This window comes from Bilifractor sp. LCP19S3_H10 (assembly GCF_052119185.1).
GTDB lineage: Bacteria > Bacillota > Clostridia > Lachnospirales > Lachnospiraceae > Bilifractor.
Window position 1 is genome coordinate 35,446 of sequence record NZ_JBQKFT010000009.1, and the last position, 20,247, is coordinate 55,692.

General features: G+C 50.0%; 25 protein-coding genes. 1 reads left to right on the top strand and 24 read right to left on the bottom strand.

Annotated features, from left to right (window positions below):
- Positions 1–9: 9 nt before the first annotated feature.
- From rplN to ACTQZS_RS08705, 13 genes are all read right to left on the bottom strand, one after another.
- Positions 10–378, bottom strand: coding sequence for a 50S ribosomal protein L14 (rplN, locus tag ACTQZS_RS08645; RefSeq protein WP_441475456.1), 369 nt, complete (start codon positions 376–378; stop codon positions 10–12).
- A 28-nt stretch (positions 379–406) separates the two neighbouring features.
- Positions 407–664, bottom strand: a complete 258-nt coding sequence (gene rpsQ / locus ACTQZS_RS08650) for a 30S ribosomal protein S17 (RefSeq protein WP_441099046.1) — start codon at positions 662–664, stop codon at positions 407–409.
- Positions 665–708: 44 nt separating this feature from the next.
- Entirely contained in the window at positions 709–918 is a 210-nt protein-coding gene (gene rpmC / locus ACTQZS_RS08655) for a 50S ribosomal protein L29 (RefSeq protein WP_441099047.1), read from the bottom strand.
- The gene (rplP, locus tag ACTQZS_RS08660) at positions 908–1,345 is read right to left on the bottom strand and encodes a 50S ribosomal protein L16 (protein ID WP_441099048.1); all 438 of its coding nucleotides are present in this window, start codon (positions 1,343–1,345) and stop codon (positions 908–910) included. Before rplP ends, rpmC begins: the two co-directional genes overlap by 11 nt.
- 2 nt (positions 1,346–1,347) lie before the next feature.
- Entirely contained in the window at positions 1,348–2,004 is a 657-nt protein-coding gene (gene rpsC / locus ACTQZS_RS08665) for a 30S ribosomal protein S3 (protein ID WP_441099049.1), read from the bottom strand.
- 12 nt (positions 2,005–2,016) lie between these two features.
- Positions 2,017–2,403, bottom strand: coding sequence for a 50S ribosomal protein L22 (gene rplV / locus ACTQZS_RS08670; protein ID WP_441099050.1), 387 nt, complete (start codon positions 2,401–2,403; stop codon positions 2,017–2,019).
- 27 nt (positions 2,404–2,430) lie between these two features.
- Entirely contained in the window at positions 2,431–2,709 is a 279-nt protein-coding gene (gene rpsS / locus ACTQZS_RS08675; protein WP_441099051.1) for a 30S ribosomal protein S19, read from the bottom strand.
- Between the two features lie 16 nt (positions 2,710–2,725).
- The gene (rplB, locus tag ACTQZS_RS08680) at positions 2,726–3,565 is read right to left on the bottom strand and encodes a 50S ribosomal protein L2 (RefSeq protein ID WP_441099052.1); all 840 of its coding nucleotides are present in this window, start codon (positions 3,563–3,565) and stop codon (positions 2,726–2,728) included.
- 56 nt (positions 3,566–3,621) lie between these two features.
- Complete coding sequence (rplW, locus tag ACTQZS_RS08685; protein ID WP_441475457.1) at positions 3,622–3,921, bottom strand: 50S ribosomal protein L23; 300 nt, start codon at positions 3,919–3,921, stop codon at positions 3,622–3,624.
- Positions 3,921–4,541 (bottom strand): 50S ribosomal protein L4, encoded by a 621-nt coding sequence (gene rplD, locus ACTQZS_RS08690; RefSeq protein ID WP_441475458.1) that lies wholly within the window; start codon positions 4,539–4,541, stop codon positions 3,921–3,923. The genes rplW and rplD overlap by 1 nt, the downstream gene beginning before the upstream one ends.
- Before the next feature lie 28 nt (positions 4,542–4,569).
- On the bottom strand, positions 4,570–5,205 hold the full coding sequence (rplC, locus tag ACTQZS_RS08695) for a 50S ribosomal protein L3 (protein ID WP_441475459.1): 636 nt from the start codon (positions 5,203–5,205) through the stop codon (positions 4,570–4,572).
- A 102-nt stretch (positions 5,206–5,307) separates the two neighbouring features.
- On the bottom strand, positions 5,308–5,625 hold the full coding sequence (gene rpsJ / locus ACTQZS_RS08700; protein WP_441099056.1) for a 30S ribosomal protein S10: 318 nt from the start codon (positions 5,623–5,625) through the stop codon (positions 5,308–5,310).
- Between the two features lie 577 nt (positions 5,626–6,202).
- On the bottom strand, positions 6,203–7,240 hold the full coding sequence (locus tag ACTQZS_RS08705) for a hypothetical protein (protein ID WP_441475460.1): 1,038 nt from the start codon (positions 7,238–7,240) through the stop codon (positions 6,203–6,205).
- A 417-nt stretch (positions 7,241–7,657) separates the two neighbouring features.
- Between ACTQZS_RS08705 and ACTQZS_RS08710 the strand changes: the two genes are divergently transcribed.
- On the top strand, positions 7,658–8,410 hold the full coding sequence (locus ACTQZS_RS08710; protein ID WP_441475461.1) for a GNAT family N-acetyltransferase: 753 nt from the start codon (positions 7,658–7,660) through the stop codon (positions 8,408–8,410).
- Between the two features lie 11 nt (positions 8,411–8,421).
- Here the strand turns inward: ACTQZS_RS08710 and ACTQZS_RS08715 are convergent, their stop codons facing one another.
- The 11 genes from ACTQZS_RS08715 to ACTQZS_RS08765 all read right to left on the bottom strand — a co-directional run bounded on the left by ACTQZS_RS08715 (position 8,422) and on the right by ACTQZS_RS08765 (position 20,210).
- Entirely contained in the window at positions 8,422–8,652 is a 231-nt protein-coding gene (locus ACTQZS_RS08715) for a DUF1858 domain-containing protein (protein ID WP_441475462.1), read from the bottom strand.
- A 198-nt stretch (positions 8,653–8,850) separates the two neighbouring features.
- The gene (locus tag ACTQZS_RS08720; RefSeq protein WP_441099060.1) at positions 8,851–9,024 is read right to left on the bottom strand and encodes a DUF362 domain-containing protein; all 174 of its coding nucleotides are present in this window, start codon (positions 9,022–9,024) and stop codon (positions 8,851–8,853) included.
- Between the two features lie 243 nt (positions 9,025–9,267).
- On the bottom strand, positions 9,268–10,620 hold the full coding sequence (dnaB, locus tag ACTQZS_RS08725; RefSeq protein ID WP_441099061.1) for a replicative DNA helicase: 1,353 nt from the start codon (positions 10,618–10,620) through the stop codon (positions 9,268–9,270).
- A gap of 46 nt (positions 10,621–10,666) precedes the next feature.
- On the bottom strand, positions 10,667–11,116 hold the full coding sequence (gene rplI / locus ACTQZS_RS08730) for a 50S ribosomal protein L9 (protein ID WP_441099062.1): 450 nt from the start codon (positions 11,114–11,116) through the stop codon (positions 10,667–10,669).
- Positions 11,116–13,167, bottom strand: coding sequence for a DHH family phosphoesterase (locus ACTQZS_RS08735; protein WP_441475463.1), 2,052 nt, complete (start codon positions 13,165–13,167; stop codon positions 11,116–11,118). The genes rplI and ACTQZS_RS08735 overlap by 1 nt, the downstream gene beginning before the upstream one ends.
- Before the next feature lie 85 nt (positions 13,168–13,252).
- Positions 13,253–13,732, bottom strand: a complete 480-nt coding sequence (locus ACTQZS_RS08740; RefSeq protein WP_441099064.1) for a single-stranded DNA-binding protein — start codon at positions 13,730–13,732, stop codon at positions 13,253–13,255.
- 346 nt (positions 13,733–14,078) lie between these two features.
- Positions 14,079–14,264 (bottom strand): DUF951 domain-containing protein, encoded by a 186-nt coding sequence (locus ACTQZS_RS08745; protein WP_441475464.1) that lies wholly within the window; start codon positions 14,262–14,264, stop codon positions 14,079–14,081.
- 37 nt (positions 14,265–14,301) lie between these two features.
- On the bottom strand, positions 14,302–15,171 hold the full coding sequence (locus ACTQZS_RS08750; RefSeq protein WP_441475465.1) for a class B sortase: 870 nt from the start codon (positions 15,169–15,171) through the stop codon (positions 14,302–14,304).
- A 182-nt stretch (positions 15,172–15,353) separates the two neighbouring features.
- Complete coding sequence (locus ACTQZS_RS08755; RefSeq protein ID WP_441475466.1) at positions 15,354–16,124, bottom strand: type III pantothenate kinase; 771 nt, start codon at positions 16,122–16,124, stop codon at positions 15,354–15,356.
- Positions 16,125–16,194: 70 nt separating this feature from the next.
- Positions 16,195–19,008, bottom strand: a complete 2,814-nt coding sequence (locus tag ACTQZS_RS08760; RefSeq protein WP_441475467.1) for an AAA family ATPase — start codon at positions 19,006–19,008, stop codon at positions 16,195–16,197.
- A complete protein-coding gene (locus ACTQZS_RS08765) occupies positions 19,005–20,210 on the bottom strand; it encodes a metallophosphoesterase family protein (protein ID WP_441475468.1) in 1,206 nt (401 codons plus the stop codon). The genes ACTQZS_RS08760 and ACTQZS_RS08765 overlap by 4 nt, the downstream gene beginning before the upstream one ends.
- Between the last annotated feature and the right edge of the window lie 37 nt (positions 20,211–20,247).

Consider the following 20,247-nt stretch of genomic DNA (forward strand, 5'->3'; position numbering starts at 1 on the left):
ACGTCCTCCTTATAATACTTCCGGAGCTAAGGAAACAATCTTCATAAACTGTTTATCACGAAGCTCTCTGGCAACCGGTCCGAAAATACGTGTACCTGTTGGAGTTTTGTCATCCTTGATAATTACTGCTGCGTTCTCATCGAACTTGATGTAGGAACCATCCTTGCGGTGTACGCCCTTTACGGTACGTACAACAACTGCCTTCACTACATCACCTTTCTTAACAACGCCGCCTGGTGTTGCATCTTTGACCGAAGCAACGATGATATCACCAATATTTGCATATCTTCTGGTAGAACCGCCCATAACACGGATGCAAAGGATCTCTTTGGCACCGGTATTATCAGCAACTCTTAATCTGGTTTCCTGCTGAACCATTCTGGTAAACCTCCTTTAGCAATCCTGATTATTTCGCTCTCTCAATAATTTCAACCAGTCTCCATCTCTTGTCCTTGGACAGCGGTCTGGTCTCCATTACACGCACGGTATCGCCGATTTTGCACTCGTTATTCTCATCGTGTGCTTTCAGCTTGTATGTCTTTTTTACAATCTTGTGGTAAAGCGGATGCTCAACGTGATCCTCGATTGCAACTGTGATGGTCTTGTCCATCTTATCGCTGACAACCTTGCCGACACGTGTTTTTCTTAAATTACGTTCTTCCACGATCTGTCTCCTTTCAATCGTTACGAATTTCTGACCTGAAAAAATCAGTCAGCGGACTTCGCATTCTGCGCGATGATAGTTGAAATTCTGGCAATGTTTCTGCGAACTTCGGTAATACGTGCGGTATTATCGAGCTGATTTGTAGCATTCTGGAATCTCAGGTTGAAAAGCTCTTTCTTCGCTGCAACAAGCTCGTCATTCAGCTCGGCTGCGGATTTTGTTCTTAAATCTTCTACGTACTTTTTACTCTTCACTTGTTTCACCGCCTTCTACTTTCTCACGGGCAACAATCTTGCAGGTGCAAGGTAATTTATGCATAGCAAGACGAAGCGCCTCACGAGCAGCTTCTTCCGGAACACCAGCAATCTCGAAGATAACGCGACCCGGCTTAACAACAGCTACCCAGTACTCTACAGAACCTTTTCCGGATCCCATTCGGGTTTCAGCAGGCTTTGCTGTGACTGGCTTATCCGGGAATACCTTGATCCAAACCTTACCGCCACGTTTTACGTATCTGGTCATAGCTACACGGGCAGCCTCAATCTGGTTTGACTTAATCCAGCAGGGCTCGGTAGCAACAAGTCCATACTCACCCTGTGTTACGGCATTGCCTCTCAGGGCTTTGCCTTTCATAGAACCACGGAACTGCTTTCTATGTTTTACTCTCTTTGGCATTAACATAATTATTTATCGCTCCCTTCCTTATGATTCTTGGTTGGAAGTACTTCACCGTTGTAGATCCATGCTTTTACGCCGACTTTTCCGTATGTGGTATCTGCCTCAGCAAAACCGTAATCAATGTCTGCGCGAAGGGTCTGAAGCGGGATCGTTCCATCACTGTAGAACTCTCTGCGGGCGATATCAGCGCCGCCGATACGTCCGGAGATGCTGGTTTTGATTCCCTTTGCTCCTGCGCGCATTGTTCTCTGCATAGCGGATTTCATCGCGCGTCTGTAGGACATACGGTTCTCAAGCTGAAGAGCGATGTTCTCAGCAACGAGCTGAGCGTCGCGGTCCGGTCTCTTTACCTCTTTGATATCAACGACAAGCTTCTTGTCTGTGAACTGCTTGAGCTCTTTCTTAACTTTCTCGATCTCAGCGCCGCCTTTTCCGATTACCACACCAGGCTTGGAAGTGTAAACGGTGATTTTAACGCGGTCAGATGCTCTTTCGATCTCGATCTTGGACACACCGGAGGTGTACAGTCTCTTCTTCAGGTATGTGCGGATCTTGTAATCCTCTGCCAGGTTGTCTGCAAAATCAGCTTCTGCATACCACTTGGAATTCCAGTCTCTAATAATTCCGACTCTTAATCCGTTTGGATTTACTTTCTGTCCCATGCTTTCCTCCTCTTATCGCTCATCAAGGATAACAGAGATATGGCTTGTACGTTTTTCAATTCTGTACGCACGTCCCTGTGCTCTTGGCTGAATTCTCTTCATCGTCGGTGCCTTGTTTGCATAGCACTCAGCTACATAAAGATTTGTTCTGGAAAGACCGTTGTTGTTCTCTGCGTTTGCGACAGCGGATTCCAGCAGTTTCTTGATAACAGAGGAAGCATATCTCGGGCTGTAAGTCAGAATGCCAAGAGCGGTCTCGACATCCTTGCCGCGGATTGCGTCCAGTACGAAGCAGGCCTTCTGAACAGACATTCTTGCGTAAGAAAGCTTTGCGGACGGTCTGGTTTCTTTATTTTCATTTCTTTCACGTTTAATCTGGCTTCTATGTCCCTTTGCCATTTCAAATAACCTCCTTTCGATCTACAATTACGCTCCGGTTCTCTTCTCGGTCTTCTCATGTCCTCTGTAGGTTCTGGTTGCTACGAACTCTCCGAGTTTGTGGCCTACCATATCCTCGGTGATATATACCGGAACATGCTTTCTTCCGTCGTGAACCGCAATTGTAAGTCCAACGAAGTTAGGGAATATTGTAGAGCGACGAGACCATGTTTTAATGACTGTTTTGTCGCCGGACTCGACAGCCTTATTAACGGCTTTCAGTAAGCTCTCATCAGCAAACGGGCCTTTTTTTAATGAACGAGCCATCGTTTATCCTCCTTAATTATAACGTCTTACCGTTTCTTCTGCGAACGATCAGTTTGTTAGATGCTTTGTTTTTCTTTCTGGTCTTAAGACCCATAGCAGGCTTACCCCAAGGTGTGCAGGGACCCGGACGTCCGACCGGAGCCTTACCTTCACCACCACCGTGCGGATGGTCGTTCGGGTTCATGACAGATCCACGAACATGAGGACGAATGCCCATATGGCGGGATCTTCCGGCTTTACCGATATTTACCAGGTTGTGATCACCGTTTCCGATGATACCGATTGTTGCACGGCACTCAAGGGATACCATACGCATCTCACCTGACGGAAGTCGAAGGGTGGCATAGCCGCCTTCCTTTGCCATCAGCTGCGCTCCTACTCCGGCAGAGCGAACAAGCTGTCCGCCTTTGCCTTTGTGCAGCTCAACGTTATGTACCATAGTACCAACCGGGATGTCCTTCAGCGGCAGGCAGTTTCCGGGGCGAACTTCAGCGTTGCTTCCGTTCATAACCTTCATGCCGACCTTAAGGCCTTCCGGTGCGAGGATATATGCTTTTTCACCGTCTGCATAGCAGATCAGAGCGATGTTTGCGGTACGGTTCGGATCGTACTCGATCGCTTTTACAACTGCTGGAACATCATCCTTGAATCTCTTGAAATCGATGATTCTGTATTTTCTTCTGTTCCCACCGCCGTGATGTCTTACGGTGATTTTTCCCTGATTGTTGCGGCCAGAAGTCTTCTTCAGTGATACGGTAAGGGATTTCTCCGGGACGGTCTTTGTGATCTCCGCGAAATCCGATCCGGTCATATGTCTTCTGGAAGGTGTATATGGGTTATAAGATTTGATTCCCATTACAGTATCTCCTTTCGATGTTTGTTATCGCGCGTCGCCGCGCATAAACTGTATATTTACAGGCCCTCGAAGATCTCTATTTCCTTGCTGTCTTCGGTGAGTGTCACAACGGCCTTCTTGGTGGCAGCTGTCTTGCCGACATTCGTGCCGCGGCGTTTTGTCTTGCCCGCGTAGTTAACGGTGTTGACCTTCGCAACCTTAACTCCGTCGAACATTTTCTCAACAGCTTCCTTAACCTGAGATTTTGTAGCGTCCGGATGAACAAGGAAGGAATATCTCTTGTCACTCATCTGGCTCATGCTCTTCTCGGTGATTACCGGACGGATGATAACGTCATAGTACTGAACGGATGCCATTATGCGTACACCTCCTCAATTGCTGCTACACTGCTCTTTGTAGCAATTACGGTGTTGTATTTCAGAAGATCGAATACGTTGATGGTCTCAGGTGATGCGGTAGCAACGCCTGCAATGTTTCTTGCGGAGATAACTGCGTTATCGCTGTCATTTCCGACGATGATGAGAGCCTTCTCAACCTTGAGAGCATCCAGAACCTTCTTCATATCCTTGGTCTTCGGAGCGTCAAACTTCAGCTCATCCAGAACCAGGAACTTGTTCTCCTGAACTTTATCGGTAAGAACGGACTTCAGAGCCGCTCTCTTCTCCTTCTTGTTCATCTTGAAGGAATAGTCACGCGGAACCGGAGCGAATACCATTCCGCCGCCAGTCCACTGCGGAGCTCTTGTGGATCCCTGTCTTGCATGACCGGTTCCCTTCTGTCTCCAGGGCTTTGCGCCGCCGCCGCTTACCTCTGAACGGGTCTTTGCCTTCTGTGTTCCCTGACGGTTGTTCGCAAGATACTGAACAACTGCCTGATGGACAAGATTTTCTTTTATTTCAACGCCGAAAACGGCATCGGAAAGCTCAAGTGTTCCCACTTCGCTGCCTTCCATATTGTAAACAGATACGTTTGCCATCTGTAAGTTCCTCCTTTCTCGTTAGAGATTACTGAACTGTCTTGACAGACTCTTTGATTGTTACAAGAGACTTCTTCGGTCCCGGAACAGAGCCCTTGATAAGAAGCAGATTGTTTTCAGCATCTACCTTTACGACTTCCAGATTCTGAACGGTAACCTTTACATGTCCCATATGTCCGGGCATGTGTTTTCCCTTGAATACCCTTGACGGATCAGAAGAGGTACCGTTGGAACCTGCATGACGATGATATTTGGAACCATGAGCCATGGGTCCTCTGGACTGTCCATGTCTTCTGATGGCACCCTGGAATCCTTTACCCTTGCTGATTGCGGACGCATCAATATGGTCTCCCGCAGCAAAGATATCGGCTTTGATTTCCTGCTTTACTTCGTAGTCTTCCGCGTTGTCAAAACGGAACTCCTGAAGATATCTCTTTACCGGAGTCTCGGTCTTGTCAAACAGACCTTTTTTCGGCTTGTTGACGAGTTTCTCGCGGATATCGCCGAATCCTACCTGTACGGCACTGTAGCCGTCGTTCTCCTGGGTCTTTACCTGTGTGACAACACAGGGGCCTGCCTGAAGAACAGTTACAGGAATTGCCAGACCATTCTCATCGAAGATCTGAGTCATTCCAACTTTTGTAGCTAAAATAGCCTTCTTCATGATAAACCTCATTTCTACAGCGGAGCTTGATTTTTTCCAAGCTCATGTCAGCCTACAGCGGAGCATCCTGTCTGGGGAAGCTCATTATAGAGTTACGTGGTGTTACTTTGTCTTCATCTTAATGTCGATGTAGACACCAGCCGGCATTTCAAGACGAGACAGTGCATCTACTGTCTTCTGTGTCGGTGTTATGATATCAATCAGTCTCTTGTGGGTTCTCTGCTCAAACTGCTCACGGGAGTCTTTGTACTTATGTACGGCTCTCAGGATGGTTACTACTTCCTTCTTGGTTGGAAGCGGAACCGGTCCGCTGACAACTGCTCCGGTTTTCTTCACAGTGTCGATGATTTTTGCGGCAGATGCATCAACCAACTGATGATCATACGCTTTCAGGGTGATTCTCATTACTTGACTTGCCATAAAAAAAGTCGCCTCCTTATCGTACTTTTGATAGCACGGCGGTGGTGACTGTACACATTTCCGGGTGTGTCCTTAAACTGACATCCGGCGTTTCCGCTCTATGGCGGACTTTTCGATTGTACAGTGACGTTTCGCCTGTATCATGACTAGACATTTGCTCCGCATAAGTTACCAGCCGGGAATGCTGCAATCTTATGTTTCATCGCTTTTATGTCACAACAATGATGATTATACGAGCATGTAAGAAAAAATGCAAGAACTTTCTTCGGAAATTTTGTATAAATCTACCTGTCGGCAACCTGAGCCGGGCAAAAGTGTACAGCGTGGATAAGAAGCTGTGTGCAGTCTGTATCCGGAAGCTGTGTACTGTTTTTTATAGAAGGGAATATCCCGGCACTGCCCGTCCGGATAAAGAAAACGAGATAAAACACGCTGCGCGAGTTTTATCTCGCTATCGCGACGCTCGCCGCACACGAATACTTCACATTCGGCTGCGGCTCACTGTTCGCGTAAAAAAACGTCTTACGGTGATTCTGTTATAAAATCACCGTAAGACGGAAGAAATTCATCTCAGTTCTTACAGACAATCGGAGTAATCAACAAGTGTCACCCCGGTGATCTCATCATCCCTTACCTTGGGGTCAAGGCCATCGCTGTATGCCTTGGAGAGAAGCTCATCTGCTGTGTGGACAGGCATTGCAAGCTCGATTTCTCCCGTGGGTGCTGTTCCTGTGGCATCGGAATCCGAAGCGGTTTCCTCAGCCGGAATATTAATTCTGGATGTTTCCGCTGTGTGATTCAAGGGCTGGCTTTCCAGCGCAGCTTCCAGTGCCGCCTGAACATCCGGGAGGGAATCCGTTCCAAGATCCTTCTCCTCCGGTACTGCGCGGGGAATATCGTAGGAGGGTTCTGCGTCAGAGCCGGAGATCTCGGTCATCCCATTTGCGTTGTCGAAAGCGGAGGATGCAGGCTGTTCCTCTTCCGGACCATTTTTTGCCTGTTGTTTTTTCATCTGCGCAGCCTGACGATGCGCCGCATTTCTATTTAACTCCGCAGATACATCGGATTCTGCGTCCCGCTTCTTCTTACGTGCTGCAAGTGTGCGGTAGAATTCGTCTTCCTCCGGATCCTGTTCTTCCTCCTCTTCCTCCATTTCTACTCCCCTCCGAATGACCTCGGCTGAGATGAAAAGGAATATGACAAGCGCAAGAACAAGTGCAAGAGCAATGATTCCACCCAGTGACTGTGTGGCGATCATCAGAAATCCAATAAACGGAACGGTAAACATTACCTTGAGATATTTCGCAGAGACCTGAAAGGTCTGCTCATTTGTTCCGTCGCTCACAAGAACCGTCCCGTCTGAAGAACTGTACTTCTCAACCGTATAGATATTCAGCGAGTCCGTGCCGATTCCCAGAATTTTCTCGCCGGCTGAAATGGAGGAGGAATCGAGTTCCTTCGAGTAAACAGCACTTCCGACGGGAATATTTCCTGTCGTCTGCTGCTGCACAACCCGCATGTCATATCCGGCAAACGGCGGGATGATAAGAGCCGCTCCGGATGCTATAAATAGCGCAAGAATAATTCCCACAATGATCTTAAGTGTTTTTGACATATCGTACTCCCCTTGTAACATGCATACAAAACATGCTTTTTCTGCTCCGTAACGGGATAAAAGGTTGATAGTCCCGTACATACAGCGTAATTATAACCCAACAGAATTTTGAATGCAAGAAATTGTATATTATATAGAAGAAATGCCGTACAGGTCATTGAAGTTCGTGCAGCATCTATGCTATGCTCATATGGATGAAGCCGCAGGTGCGCGGTATAAGGCCATCCCGCAGCGTGTTATCGCATGGGGCTTATTGTGATCTCTGCGGGACCGCAGATGCGCACAGTGAAAGACGGTTTTTCGATAATAATGCAGGATGAATATCGTAAATTTCGCTATGTAAATGCTTACAGGATCATCGCGCGGGAAAGGTGCGGAAAAGATCGGGCGCGTTTACACTGATTCCGGAGGTTGCAAATGAATCCGTTGGTCAAAACAATTGAAGATTTATCACTGAATGCCTGGCCGTCCCATCAGATTGAGATCTATGACGGCTGGCTTCTGCGATTTTCCTATTTTTATACACACAGAACAAATTGCGTGGAACAGATCGGCGTATCGGAAATTCCGTTGGAAGAGAAACTCCGATACACTGAGAGCGTTTACCGGAAATGGGGGACCCCTTGTATCTTCAAGATCTCACCGCTCCTTGATGCCTCATTCGACACATTTCTGGAACATAACGGCTATGTGAGGGAACATGTAAACTATAATATGGTGATGGATTTTCCGGAACGGATGAATCTGAAGCCGGGCATCCGGACGGATGTCTCGCGCTTTATTCCTTCCTCCTGGATAGAAGGACTCTTTGCCCTGAAGGGGACGACAAACGTCATGCATCGGCAGGTCGTTCCCTCCATGTACCGCGCAATCCCGAAGGAGACGGTATGCGTTTCGATTCATGACGGTGAATCTATCATCGGAACGGGGCTTGGGATTCTGGACAGAGACTATATTGGTGTCTACGCCATTCATGTCCGCCAGGATTTTCGAAGAAGGGGCCTTGCACGCGCCATTGTGAGCACGATTCTGATGAACGGGAAGAAAATGGGCGCATCTCACGCATATCTTCAGGTGGTGGAAGGCAACACGGCAGCGATTCGTCTGTATGAGTCGCTTGGTTTCCGTTATCTCTATACGGATTCGTTTCGCGTGAAAAAGCTGTGCTGACCCCTGGCCGATCAGCAGGATTCTTCAGTGGATTCCGGTCCGCCGATAAAATCATTGATTTGCGCGACCATAAGATCTACCTGATCCGCGGTGATTCCATGAACACGGCAGGCCTGTTCCAGGGTCTCATGGACAGCGGCGCCGCAAAAGAGACAGCTCATGCCGTGTCCGGTAAGAATGTTGCTGATCATCGGGTCTACATTCAGAATTTCAGTAACGGTCATATTCTTATTTATCTTCATTTCTGTCCTCCACAGCCTATGCGGCTTATGATCATGTATCAAGCCAGCTGCTTTATAACTCTCGCAGCTTTTGAACCGCTAATGTTCCTGGTCCACTGGCGGGAAGACTCCCCCCGAGGGCGAGGAACATGCGACTGGTCTTATACAGAAAAACGCCGACGCAGCAGCGCCGGCGTTTTTCGTCATGTGTTATCCGGATTATTCAGCTTCGCTGATCGCTCCGGTCGGGCATGCAGCTTCGCAGGCACCGCAGTCAACGCAGGTATCTGCATCGATTACATAATGCTCATCGCCCTGAGAAATTGCTCCAACCGGGCACTCACCCTCACATGTTCCGCATGATACACAATCATCAGAAATAACACGTGCCATCTTAAAAATCCTCCTTAAATGAAAACTTTAATATCAAATAGAGAACTCGGCGGAACCCATCATCCGCCTTGTCAAGTTGTATTCTATACTATCTTCTCATTTAAAACAAGTACAAAATCAAGAACATCCGATGGCAGTACAAAATCAAGAACATCTGATACCCCATCTGACACATATGCTCACACTCTGATGTGTCTGACTGTCCAAATCATGCGTATAAATTTAACCTTTGCGCGGCGGCGATCAGTTTCCGTATTGATCCCGCGGTGCCGCATTTTCGAACTTTGTGAAATCTGGCAGCCAGACCAGATTGATTGTTCCGATCGGGCCGTTTCGCTGCTTTGCGATGATTATTTCGCAGATGCCCTTGTTCTCTGAATCCTTATGATAGTAGTCATCCCGGTAAAGGAACATGACGACGTCGGCGTCCTGCTCAATCGCTCCGGATTCCCGGAGGTCCGACAGCATGGGCCGATGATCCGGCCGGCTCTCAACGGCACGGCTGAGCTGGGAAAGAGCAACAACCGGTACATTTAGTTCACGGGCAAGCGCCTTCAATGACCGGGAAATATCGGAAATTTCCTGCTGGCGGGAATCGGATTTTCTGACACCGCTTCCGCTCATAAGCTGCAGGTAATCGATCATTACTATATCGAGCCCGTGCTCCAGCTTATATTTTCTGCATTTGGTGCGAAGCTCGCGGACAGTAATACCGGGCGTGTCATCGATTATGAGATTCGACTTGCCGATGACATTCGCGCTCTCGATCAGTTTTTTCCATTCATCGTCCTTCAGATTTCCGTTCCGGATGTTCTGTGATCCGACATGCGATTCCATCGACAGAAGACGGTTCACAAGCTGTTCCTTTGACATCTCGAGAGAAAAAATTGCGACGTGCTTGTCATGACGGAAGGCCATGTACTCTGCAATATTCAGCACAAAGGCTGTTTTTCCCATGGAAGGCCGGGCAGCCACAAGAATGAGATCCGAGTTCTGGAGACCCGAAGTCTTGTAATCCAGATCCGTAAATCCAGTCGCGAGACCGGTGACATTTCCTGTCGTCCGTGATGCCTTCTCTATTGTATTCAGGGCGTTCAGCACGACCTGCTTGATGGGCACAAAATCCGACGCGGTTTTCTGCTGAAAAAGCTGAAACATCTTCTTCTCGGACTCATCCAGAAGCTGTTCTATGGGAAGATCGTCCTGATAACAGCTGTTTTCTACTTCCTCTGAAGCCCGGATCAGCCGCCGTAGGAGTGCCTTCTCGGCTACGATTCCTGCGTAGTGCCGGATGTTGGCGGACGTCGGGACCGCCTTCAGGAGATCTCTCACATATTCCATATCTGAGATCTCCGGAGGAACCTTTTTCTCCCGCAGGCGGTTCTGCAGGGTGACAACATCAACGGCGACGCCCTCGTTATTCAGTTCTACCATGGTGTCAAAAATAATACCGTACTGCTGCTGGTAAAAATCGGCACCGGTCAGTGTCTCCGATGCCGCGGCGATCGCCTCCCGGCTCATGAGCATGGAGCCGATGACCGATTGTTCCGCCTCCTCGCTGTGCGGCAGTATTCTTTTAATTACGGATTCATCCATAAATCGTCACCCATTCTGTTCCAAATCACATATCAGGGAAAAATGCTTACTTCTCTTCTGTTACATTGACGGCAAGCTTTGCGATTACCTGCGGATGGAGGCGGACATCAACCTTAGTGGTTCCAAGCTCTTTCAGCGGTCCGTCCATGGAGATTTTCTTCTTGTCAATCTCATATCCCAACTGGTCTTTTGCGGCGTCCGCGATTTCCTTGGCGGAGATGGAGCCGAAAACCCGTCCGCCTTCTCCGGTGCGGATTTTCAGGGAAATGGATTTCTTTTCGATCTGTTCCTTCAGTTCTTTGGCGGCCTCCAGAGCCTCCGCGGCGAGCTTTTCCGCGTGTTTGTTCTGCAGCTTCAGGGTGTTGAGATTGGCGGGTGTCGCCTCAACGCCCTTCTTTTTCGGAAGCAGCATGTTGCGCGCGTAGCCGTCGCTTACATTTACAAGGTCGCCCTTTTTTCCAAGGGATTTTACGTCTTCAAGCAAAATAACTTTCATCAGATTTCTCCTCCGTCAAGCATGTTGTCCAGAACGTTCTTCAGTCTTGTCTTCGCCTCATCAACAGTCACCCTCGGCATCTGGGCTCCGGCCATGTTCAGATGGCCGCCCCCGCCGAGTCGTTCCATGATGATCTGGACGTTGACTTCGTCGATCGCTCTGGCACTGATATAGACAATATTTTTGTAGCTTGTGAGGACAAACGAGGCCCTCACGTTTTTGATATTCAGCAGCTGGTTTGCGGCCTGAGAACCGACGATCGTCGGACTCTCAACATTTTCACTCGGGCATTCCGCGATTACGAAATGCTCTCGGTAAATCTCGGCGTTGCTGAAGGTCTCTCCCTTTGCGCGGTAATCACCGAGGTCCTCGCGGAACATCTTCCTTACGCGGGTGACATCAGCGCCGCTTCGGCGCAGATAGGCGGCGGCCTCAAAGGTCCGCACGCCGGTCTTTGACATAAAGTTGTCGGTATCCACCATAATTCCGGCATAAAGAGAATCCGCCTCGATATTCTTCAGCTTTACGCCTTCCGCAAAATACTGAAGAATCTCGGCGACCATTTCACAGGTCGAGGATGCATACGGTTCTATATAAGAAAGGACCGCATTTCGGATATAATTGTTCCCCTGACGATGATGATCGAGCACGACAATGGTTTTTGTCTGGTGAAGCAGCTCTTCGCATTCGGTGTAATCCGGCTTATTGGTATCCACCACGACGAGAAGGGTATTTTCGTCGACCATTTCCTTTGCGTCATGAATATTCAGGAGCATTTTCGGATCATAATCCGGATTGTCCTCGAATTCCTGAATAAAGGGACTTGTAGAAGAAGTGGGACTGTCGATGACCACATAGGCTTTCTTGTTCAAGGTGCGGCAGGCGCGGTAGATACCGATCGAGGCGCCAAAGGAATCGATGTCCAGCAGCTTGTGGCCCATAACGACGACCTTTTCTTTGCTCTCGATAAATTCCTGGAGCGCGTGCGCCTTTACACGGGCCTTCACGCGGGTGCTCTTCTCTACTGCCTGCGACTTTCCGCCGAAATAGGTAATGCTGTCACCGTCCTTCAGCACGACCTGGTCTCCTCCTCTTCCGAGGGCGAGATCAATCGCCATCCTGGCGCAGTCAGCGTTCCGATTGTAGGAACCGTTATTGGCGCCGATGCCGATGCTGAGGGTTACGGCCATGTCATTTCCGATATTTACGGTCTTCACATCTTCAAGGATGTTGAATTTCATGGACTTGAGTTCATTGAGCGTGCTGCTTCGCATCAGGACGATATATTTGTCCTTTTCGTATTTCTTTACAATTCCGTCGAGGTCCTGAAAATACTTGTTAATTTTCCGGTCAATCAGAGCTGTCAGAAGGGAACGGCGGACCTCCTCGACACTTTCGAGCGCCTCGTCGTAGTTGTCCAGATAGATCATGCCGCAGACCATCGTCTCATCTTCGTATTTCTGGATATACTCGTTCAGCTCCGTATCATCGTACAGAAGAAATGCGTAAATATAGCTGCTTTTTTCCCTGGTTTCCCTGTCAATGAGACCGGAATCGTCGATTAGAGAATCGAGTACAACGCTTTTGATCTGGATTCGATAGTCACGTTTATTGTAAATAATCTCATAATCAGCTTCCTGATCTCTCGCCGGAAACTTGTCCGGGGAAAGGCCGTTGAAGATGCTGGCAATGGATTTGTAGAAATTCTTCCGGCTCTTACCGGTCAGATCCGCAAAGGCGTCGTTGAACCACAGCAGCCTTCCGTGGTCATCGGTGATGGCATAGGGAAGAGAGAGATCCATCATCAGCTGACGCTGGATCTGTCCGTACTGGGTGGCAAAGGTGACAAGTTCATTTGTGATCCCTGAACGCTGCCTCGCGTACACAACAGCGACAAAAACCACATAAATTGCGAGCCCGGCACTTGCCAGAAGACCGGCGTTCACATTGATAAAATAGATGGCAATGTTGAAGACGACCAGAAGAATCAGCAGCACCTGAGGGAAAAACAGAAATCTTCTCAGCTGACCGGTCATTTTTACTCTGCTCATATTTGATCCTCTTTACACACAGGGGCGGCCAGTGAAGAAGTTCAAAGGCCGCCCTTCCGGAATGCTGGTTTGTAACGATGTCCGATTACTTGAACGGAAGCTCCTCGTCAATTCCGTCCGGAATATTCATGAATCCGTCACCGGCCGCTTCGCTTCCCGCGTCTGAGCCAGCCTGCGGAGCAGCAGGAGCCGCGGATCTGTTGTACTGCTGAGAAGCAGCTGCCGCATTCTGCTGGCTTGCCGCTTTGCTCTCGGCAAATTCCTGCTCTTCCACGACGACGTCTGTCGTATAAACCTTGGTACCGTCCTGTCTTGTGTAGCTTCCGGTCTGAATCCGGCCGGTGATGGCGATCTTGATTCCCTGATGGAGATACTTCTCCGCGAATTCCGCCTGGCGGCCGAAGGCAACACAGCCGATAAAGTCGGCAGTCTGCTCGCTCCCTTCTCTTCTGAACCGCCGGTCTACCGCCAGCGTATATCTCGCGATCGCCTGTGAGTTCTCGCCCTGTGAATAACGGATATCGGGATCTCTTGTTAATCTTCCCATTAAAATGACTTTGTTCATCGCTTTACCTCGTATTTTGGTATTTTGAAAAAACTGTGTTTGTACTGTTCGTGATGTCCCGTCTCCGGGGCATGGCCCTGTACTGCGGCAGCATTTCCCGCGAAGGGGAACAGCCTATATGCCCGTCATCGCCGGCAACAGATGAGGAGCATGGCCGAAAGCCGTCTGAATATAATATTTCGACATGCCTATTTTAGCATATCTGCCAATTAAAGGGAACACCGGATTCTCTCACGGTTTCCGATACCTGTACAGCGGAGATACTTCCGCTTCATCACAGGGATCAGAATGACGCCGGAATTGGAATTCCGACGACATCACCGACTGTGCCGGACAGCAGGGGCGCTTATGTATCGGGATCTCTGAGACCGCGTGTATTTTTCTCTACCATCTTTCGGGGAACCATAATCTGATGCCCGCAACCCAGGCATTTCAGCCGGAAATCTGCGCCGACCCTGAGAATCTCCCACTCTTCGGAACCGCAGGGATGTTTTTTTCTGAGTCTGACAATCTGACCGACCTTATATTCCATAACGAAAACCTCCTGTGTCATGGCCTTCTGTGATCTGTTATGATCCGCTGCGATCTGTGTCTGCAATGCGCTGTGCCTGAACAACAAAACGATGTCCACTGTCTGTCGTGCAGGTGGAAAGGGTCAGGATTTTGCTTTCTGTTGTAAAGGAAAACTCACCGGTATCGATATCTGATGATGATTTCATTTTATTACACCAGTCCGTGAAGGTGTCATCCGTTCCCATGAAAAGTGTATATGTCTCATCCGAGATTGCAGCCTTTTTCATGCTGAAGATGCGGTAACAGTAATTTCCGTTTGGAGTCAGCATCCAGATATAGGGATCCTCTGCATATTTTTCCTCCAGATGGGAAAGTGTTCCAAACATGGACCCGTTTTTCATGTTGTGGCCGTAGATGATGGTATTCGGATCGTTGAAATCCGTGCTGTTCTGATACTCTTCAAAGATGGAACCCGCAAAATTGTCATTCTTTTCAAAGGTCCGGTGCAGATAGAAATCGTTATCTGTGTAATGTGTTACCGGATAGCTCAGTTTGAGCGCGCCGATGTAGATCCAGCCGACAATGTCCTGGTTAATGGATTTCAGAGAATTCCAGTCGACAGAGATCGGTGCCTTGAGTGTTTCCTCTTCCGGGTCACCGGAGACAGAGACTGCGTTCAAACTTTTCGCAATTGTGGAAGCTGAAGACCCGGAGACGCTTTCCCCGCCGTCTCCGCCGGAATCCTGCTGTGCGGTGGTGTATTGCCGCAGCTGGTTGTATTCCTCCTCTCCCTCACGGTACGCCATGGCTGTTTTTATGATCTGATAAAGGGAAAATGCCATGACTGCAAGACAGAGAATAATGCCGAAAACCAGCACCTTGTCGCTTACTTTTTTCTTTTTCTTATCAGGCTGTATCTGTGCCATTTCTGATTCTCCGTATCCTTATTATTCGAATTGCCGGCTGCATCCGGCAACGCGCGCGTATGATCCTGTGAGATCACCTGCAAAAAACCTGGACATTGGCGTCCGGCAATGCGCGCGTATGATCTTGTGATGCCGCTGCCGGCTTTGCCTGCCGCAGATGATCATCGTATGCGAGAATGCTCTCAGCGGCGGTTTTTCAGGTAGATGATGCGAAGGCCCTTCAGAAGCAGGTATTTGTCCAGAATGATCTTCTGCCTGCAGTACGGAATGATAGCCTCGGAGAGGCTTCCGGTCGCGATTACAGACGGCCTCTCCCCCAGTTCTTCTGCAATGCGGTCAATGATCCCGTCCAGCATCGCTGCGGTACCGAAAATGATGCCGCTTCTCATGCAGTCAACGGTATTTGTGCCGATCAGATGTTCCGGATGCTCCGTCAGGTCAATCTGCGGCAGCTGACTTGTTCTTTCGGTCAGTGCGTCAAGACTGATCAGGGTGCCCGGCATGATCATGCCTCCGATGTAATTGCCGTCGCGGTTGATGACAGAGAAAGTGCTCGCCGTTCCCATGTCAAAAATAACGATCGGAGCCGGATACAGGTTTATGGCAGCGACGCCCTCTGCGACCCTGTCGCTGCCGAGCTGAGCGGGGTTGTCAATACGGATTTTCAGGCCATTTTTCAGGCCGGGTCCGACGACCCTGCATTTTCTTCCGGTAATTGCGAGAACTGCGTCGTACAGTTTTTTCTTTAGGGACGGGACGACGGTAGAGATGATTCCGCCTTCTACATCGCCGGTAGAAATGCTGTGGATGTGCAGAAGCTCCCGAAAGAAAACCGCGTACTCATCACTCGTCTTGTGGCGGTCGGTTCTGAGCTGGCTGGCGAAGCAGACCGTTTCCTCATCCATTACGCTGAAGACAATATTGGTATTTCCTGCGTCAATTGCAATAAACATCTGTGTCCTCTCTATCTTTTGTTTCAGTATGTCTCTGTCTGATACGGATCCGGCACTCGGACGGAAGAGATCACGGACGAATAGTTTCCCTGTAGTTCCGGGCATTCTGACAGGTCAGGTAGATGATCTGATAATTTTCGGCAATCCTTGTCAGAAAATCCCGGGCGCCGGTCAGTTTCTGGTCGTCCAGGTTGACAAAGGGATCATCGAAGAGCAGGAACGGCTTCTCGTTCCTGTACATGATATCGATCATTGCCATTCTTCGGCAGAGTCCGATCAGGTCCTGATAGCCTTCGCTCAGATAACCGACATCCCTCGAGGCACCTGCCTCCCGTACCCGGATGTTCAGGTCCGCATCGAGGGTGTATTCCTTTCCGTCGCCCGGTGAAAGAAGCTGGTAGTATTTCATGTATTCTTTACGGACCGGCTCCATGAATTTCGCGGAGAAACGGGCTCTGGCCTCTTCAAGGTACCGGCGGGTTGCCATGAGAACCTGATAACGGTGCTCAAGCTTTTTCAGCTTTTGTTCGCCGAGGTCATGTGCATTTTCTGCGTCCGCAATTTCCTCGAGCCGGCCGTTGATTCGTTCGGAATCTCTCTGACAGGACTGGATTTTCGATTCAAGAACTGAGATCCTTTCGTGAATTTCCTCCTGGCGGGCAGAAATGGCTTCCAGCGTCTGTCCCTGCCTTCCGGAAGTATAGCTTGCGCCTGTTCCGGAGACTCCCGCCAGAATCTGTCCCATGTTGTGACGATCTTCGAACTGCTCGCGCGCTGTCTTACGGTTCTGATAGATTTCCTCAAGAGAGGAAAGCCGTCTCAGCTGATCCCGAATGCGGCTGAGCTGCTTCGCCATATCGCGTTCCGGCAGATAGCCGATGCTCCGCAGATATTCCCGAAGATCATTTTCCTTCCGGCTTCTGCGGTCGTCCGCGAGCCGCTGTTTTTCCCTGCGGTCGAGGAATTCACGGTATCGCCTGACATCATACTTCAGTTCCTGAAGCGACTGGCTCATGTCGGTGTCCTCATCGAGAGCGGGATAAAAGGCGGTCAGGAACCGGTACAGCTGATCTTCCATCTCTTTGATGTTCCGGTTTTCCTCGCCGGACCGGAACCTCTCGTCCCGGCGCTCAAGTTCCTGATACTCTCTCACCTTTCCGCGAAGGTCATAAAGCGTCTGATAGGTGTCTTCAGGCGGCACATCGATGCCGATTCGGTCGAAAACGGCCCGGGTCGTCTGTTCGATCTCGTCGATTTCTGCTTCATCTGCCCGGATTTCATAGGAAAGCTGTCGAAGCTCTTCCTCTGATGATTCCGTAAGAGAACTGTGCTGCGCACCGGAAGATACGGACGGGGAAGCAGAAGAGGCAGTGTCATCGGAATCTGTGGCTGTCTGTCGGGCAGGACGTCTTTTGGATCTCCCGCCTCCGCCGTTTACGAATTCCAGCCCAGAGCCGATGAGCAGACTGAGAATTCCGGCGCCCATCAGCGCGACAACAGGGATTCCGAAGCCTCCGGACGGACTGCGGCTGATGAAAAATCCCGCAGCAATCATCGCGATACCGCAGAAAATCAGAAAGATGCCGGCAAAGGAATGCGCAGGCCGTCGCGGCGATTCTTCTCCGGAGTTACGGTCCAGCATATTTTTCAGAAGACGCGCGTTTGCTTTTTTCTGCGGCAGCGCGCTCACAATGGCATTTCTCCGGTTCCAGCTCCGGATTGCCTCCGAGAGCTCATCACTTTCCGGAAGGTAACTTGAGAAAAAGTCCGCGTCCTCCTGACGTTTTTTCTCCTCTTCCGGGGAGAGACGGCTTCTGGACGCGCGATGAACAGCAATCTGAAGATTGCGGTTCAGCTCCTCCGCACGGGCAATCGCGGATTCCCCGGGAACCTCATTCCGAAAGGTGGAACGCAGATGGATATATTCCTGCTGCTGCTCCGGGGAAAGATCATCGTTTGGATCCGAAGCGTAAATGCGGTCCAGCGAACTGGCAGTCTCCAGCCACTCATCAACATCCGCGGGATCCGGAACCTCATCCGGAAACTGATTCCGCATGTCATCGCGATCCTTCAGTGCCGCAGCCTCCTCACGCCGGAAATTTTCATAGATTTCTCTTCTGGCGCCCAGATCCTTATCACGGCTCAGCGCACGCTGATCATTCTGCAGCTGCTCCAGCTGAGAGAGGAGATCCCGCTTCTCTTCCTGAAGAGAAGCGATCCGGAGATTATTCTGGTGATAAGCGGCTTCTTCTCCGGCTTTTCCGGAAATTGTGGCGGAAAGTTCCGCCAGATGAGTCTTCATCTGATGAATTTCACCCGTTTTTCTGGAGGGAGTCAGCCGGTCGGTCTCTGTCTTAAGGCGTTTCTGCGCTTCATCGTACATGCTCATATCGGCCTGCTCTCCGGTCAGATCTCCGATTTTCGCATGAATGCCGGCGGTTACATCTGTGTGGACCGACTGCTGTCCGATAAAGATCGTTCGTTCAAAGGATGGCCTGTCAAGAGAAAAAATATCCTCGCCGGGAACGGCAGAGAAGTCGCGGCAGACAAGGCCTGTGTCTGCATCGAACTGTGCCAGAACGTCTTCTTTTCCGTCCCTCGGACCGAAGGTCCGCTCCAGACGGTATTTCCGGTCGCGCCAGATGAAGGTGATGCTTCCTCCGTACACACCGTTCTGCCACGGAGCAAACCGCCTTCTTTCGTTCTCCAGGTCATTTTTCTTGCGCTCGTTTGCAAATCCATAGAACATGACCAGCAGAAAATGCGCAAAAGTGCTTTTCCCCCAGCCGTTTTCCCGGAGAATCGGATTGAGCCCGTCGTGAAATTCAAGGTCAAGATTATTGAGGCGGCCGAAATTTTCAATGTGGCAGCTGATTAATTTCATAGATCTGTATCCTCCCCCGCAAGCGCAAGGATTCCGCAGCGGATGATTTCTGCCTTTCTCTCCTCCGGGAGGTCCGGGTCCTCTTCTACGGTCCGCACGAATTCTCCCTTCAGTGAAGCGTCGAGCGCATAGGCGTTATAGTCCACCGCGGGTCTGGTCTGGTCCTCCAGGCGGAAGACAAAAAATCTGGCGTTAAAATAATTCTGAATCTGTACCAGATTTTTCTCACCGCTCACATCGGGAGTTCCGGTCAATATTGCCTTCACCAGATCCCCTGCCGGAAAATCAAGCTGCCGCTCCATCTTCGAGATGATCATCGGCGTGCTGGCGCAGTCTGTAATGTCTACGGATTCCTCATGAAAATGACGCTGGGGCACCGGAACAAAGCTTCCATTCAGGACAAATCCGCTCCCGGAAGGTTTGTGGCTGTTCGGTTCCGGAACCTCCTGCTGCCGTGAATCGTTCCTGTCCTCAATTTCAAGAAGAACATAGCCGTGTTCCCCGCACTCATCGAAGCCTCTTCCCTCAAGGCAGCCGGGGTAGCACCATGCGCCTCCGGGAGGAAGGACATCCTGATGATACCGGTGGACATGCCCAAGAGCCAGATAATCGATATTTCTGTTTGCGTACTGATGAAGGCCAATGATTTCCGGTCTGCCCTTAACGGGATAATCTGCCACCTGACCGTGCAGCATGACAATATTGAAATCTTTCGGAGAAAGACGAAGGCCTGCCGCCGCGACCGGCGCATTTGCCTCATTCAGTTCCAGCCCGCTGATCGTTATTCTTCCCCCGGCAGGATCATCATCCCCGGCCGGCTCCGCATGGGGCCTTCCGGCGCGATCCACACGGATGGTATAGGTTTTCCATCCCGGTCCGAACGTAAGCAGATTGTCCGGCCGGCGCGAAAGCCTGTTGAGAAAACCGTCGCGCTCATGGTTCCCCGTGAGATAGAAAAAAAGGATTCCCGGGTGCGTGAGGATCGTCTCGAATACCGTGTTTCTCGCGTTCGCGGAAATTTGCTCGGAGTCAAACAGATCTCCACTGATCAGGATGGCCTTCACGGAGCTTTCGCTTGCGCTCCGGACCATGTTCATAAACGTCTTCAGCAGATCCGCTCTTCTCTCCCGCGCCTCTGACGCGCTTAAAATAGAGGTCATCCTGGAATCAAGATGCAGATCCGCACAATGTATGATCTTCAATACTTTTCATCTCCTGTGATTATCCATGGACGCAGCC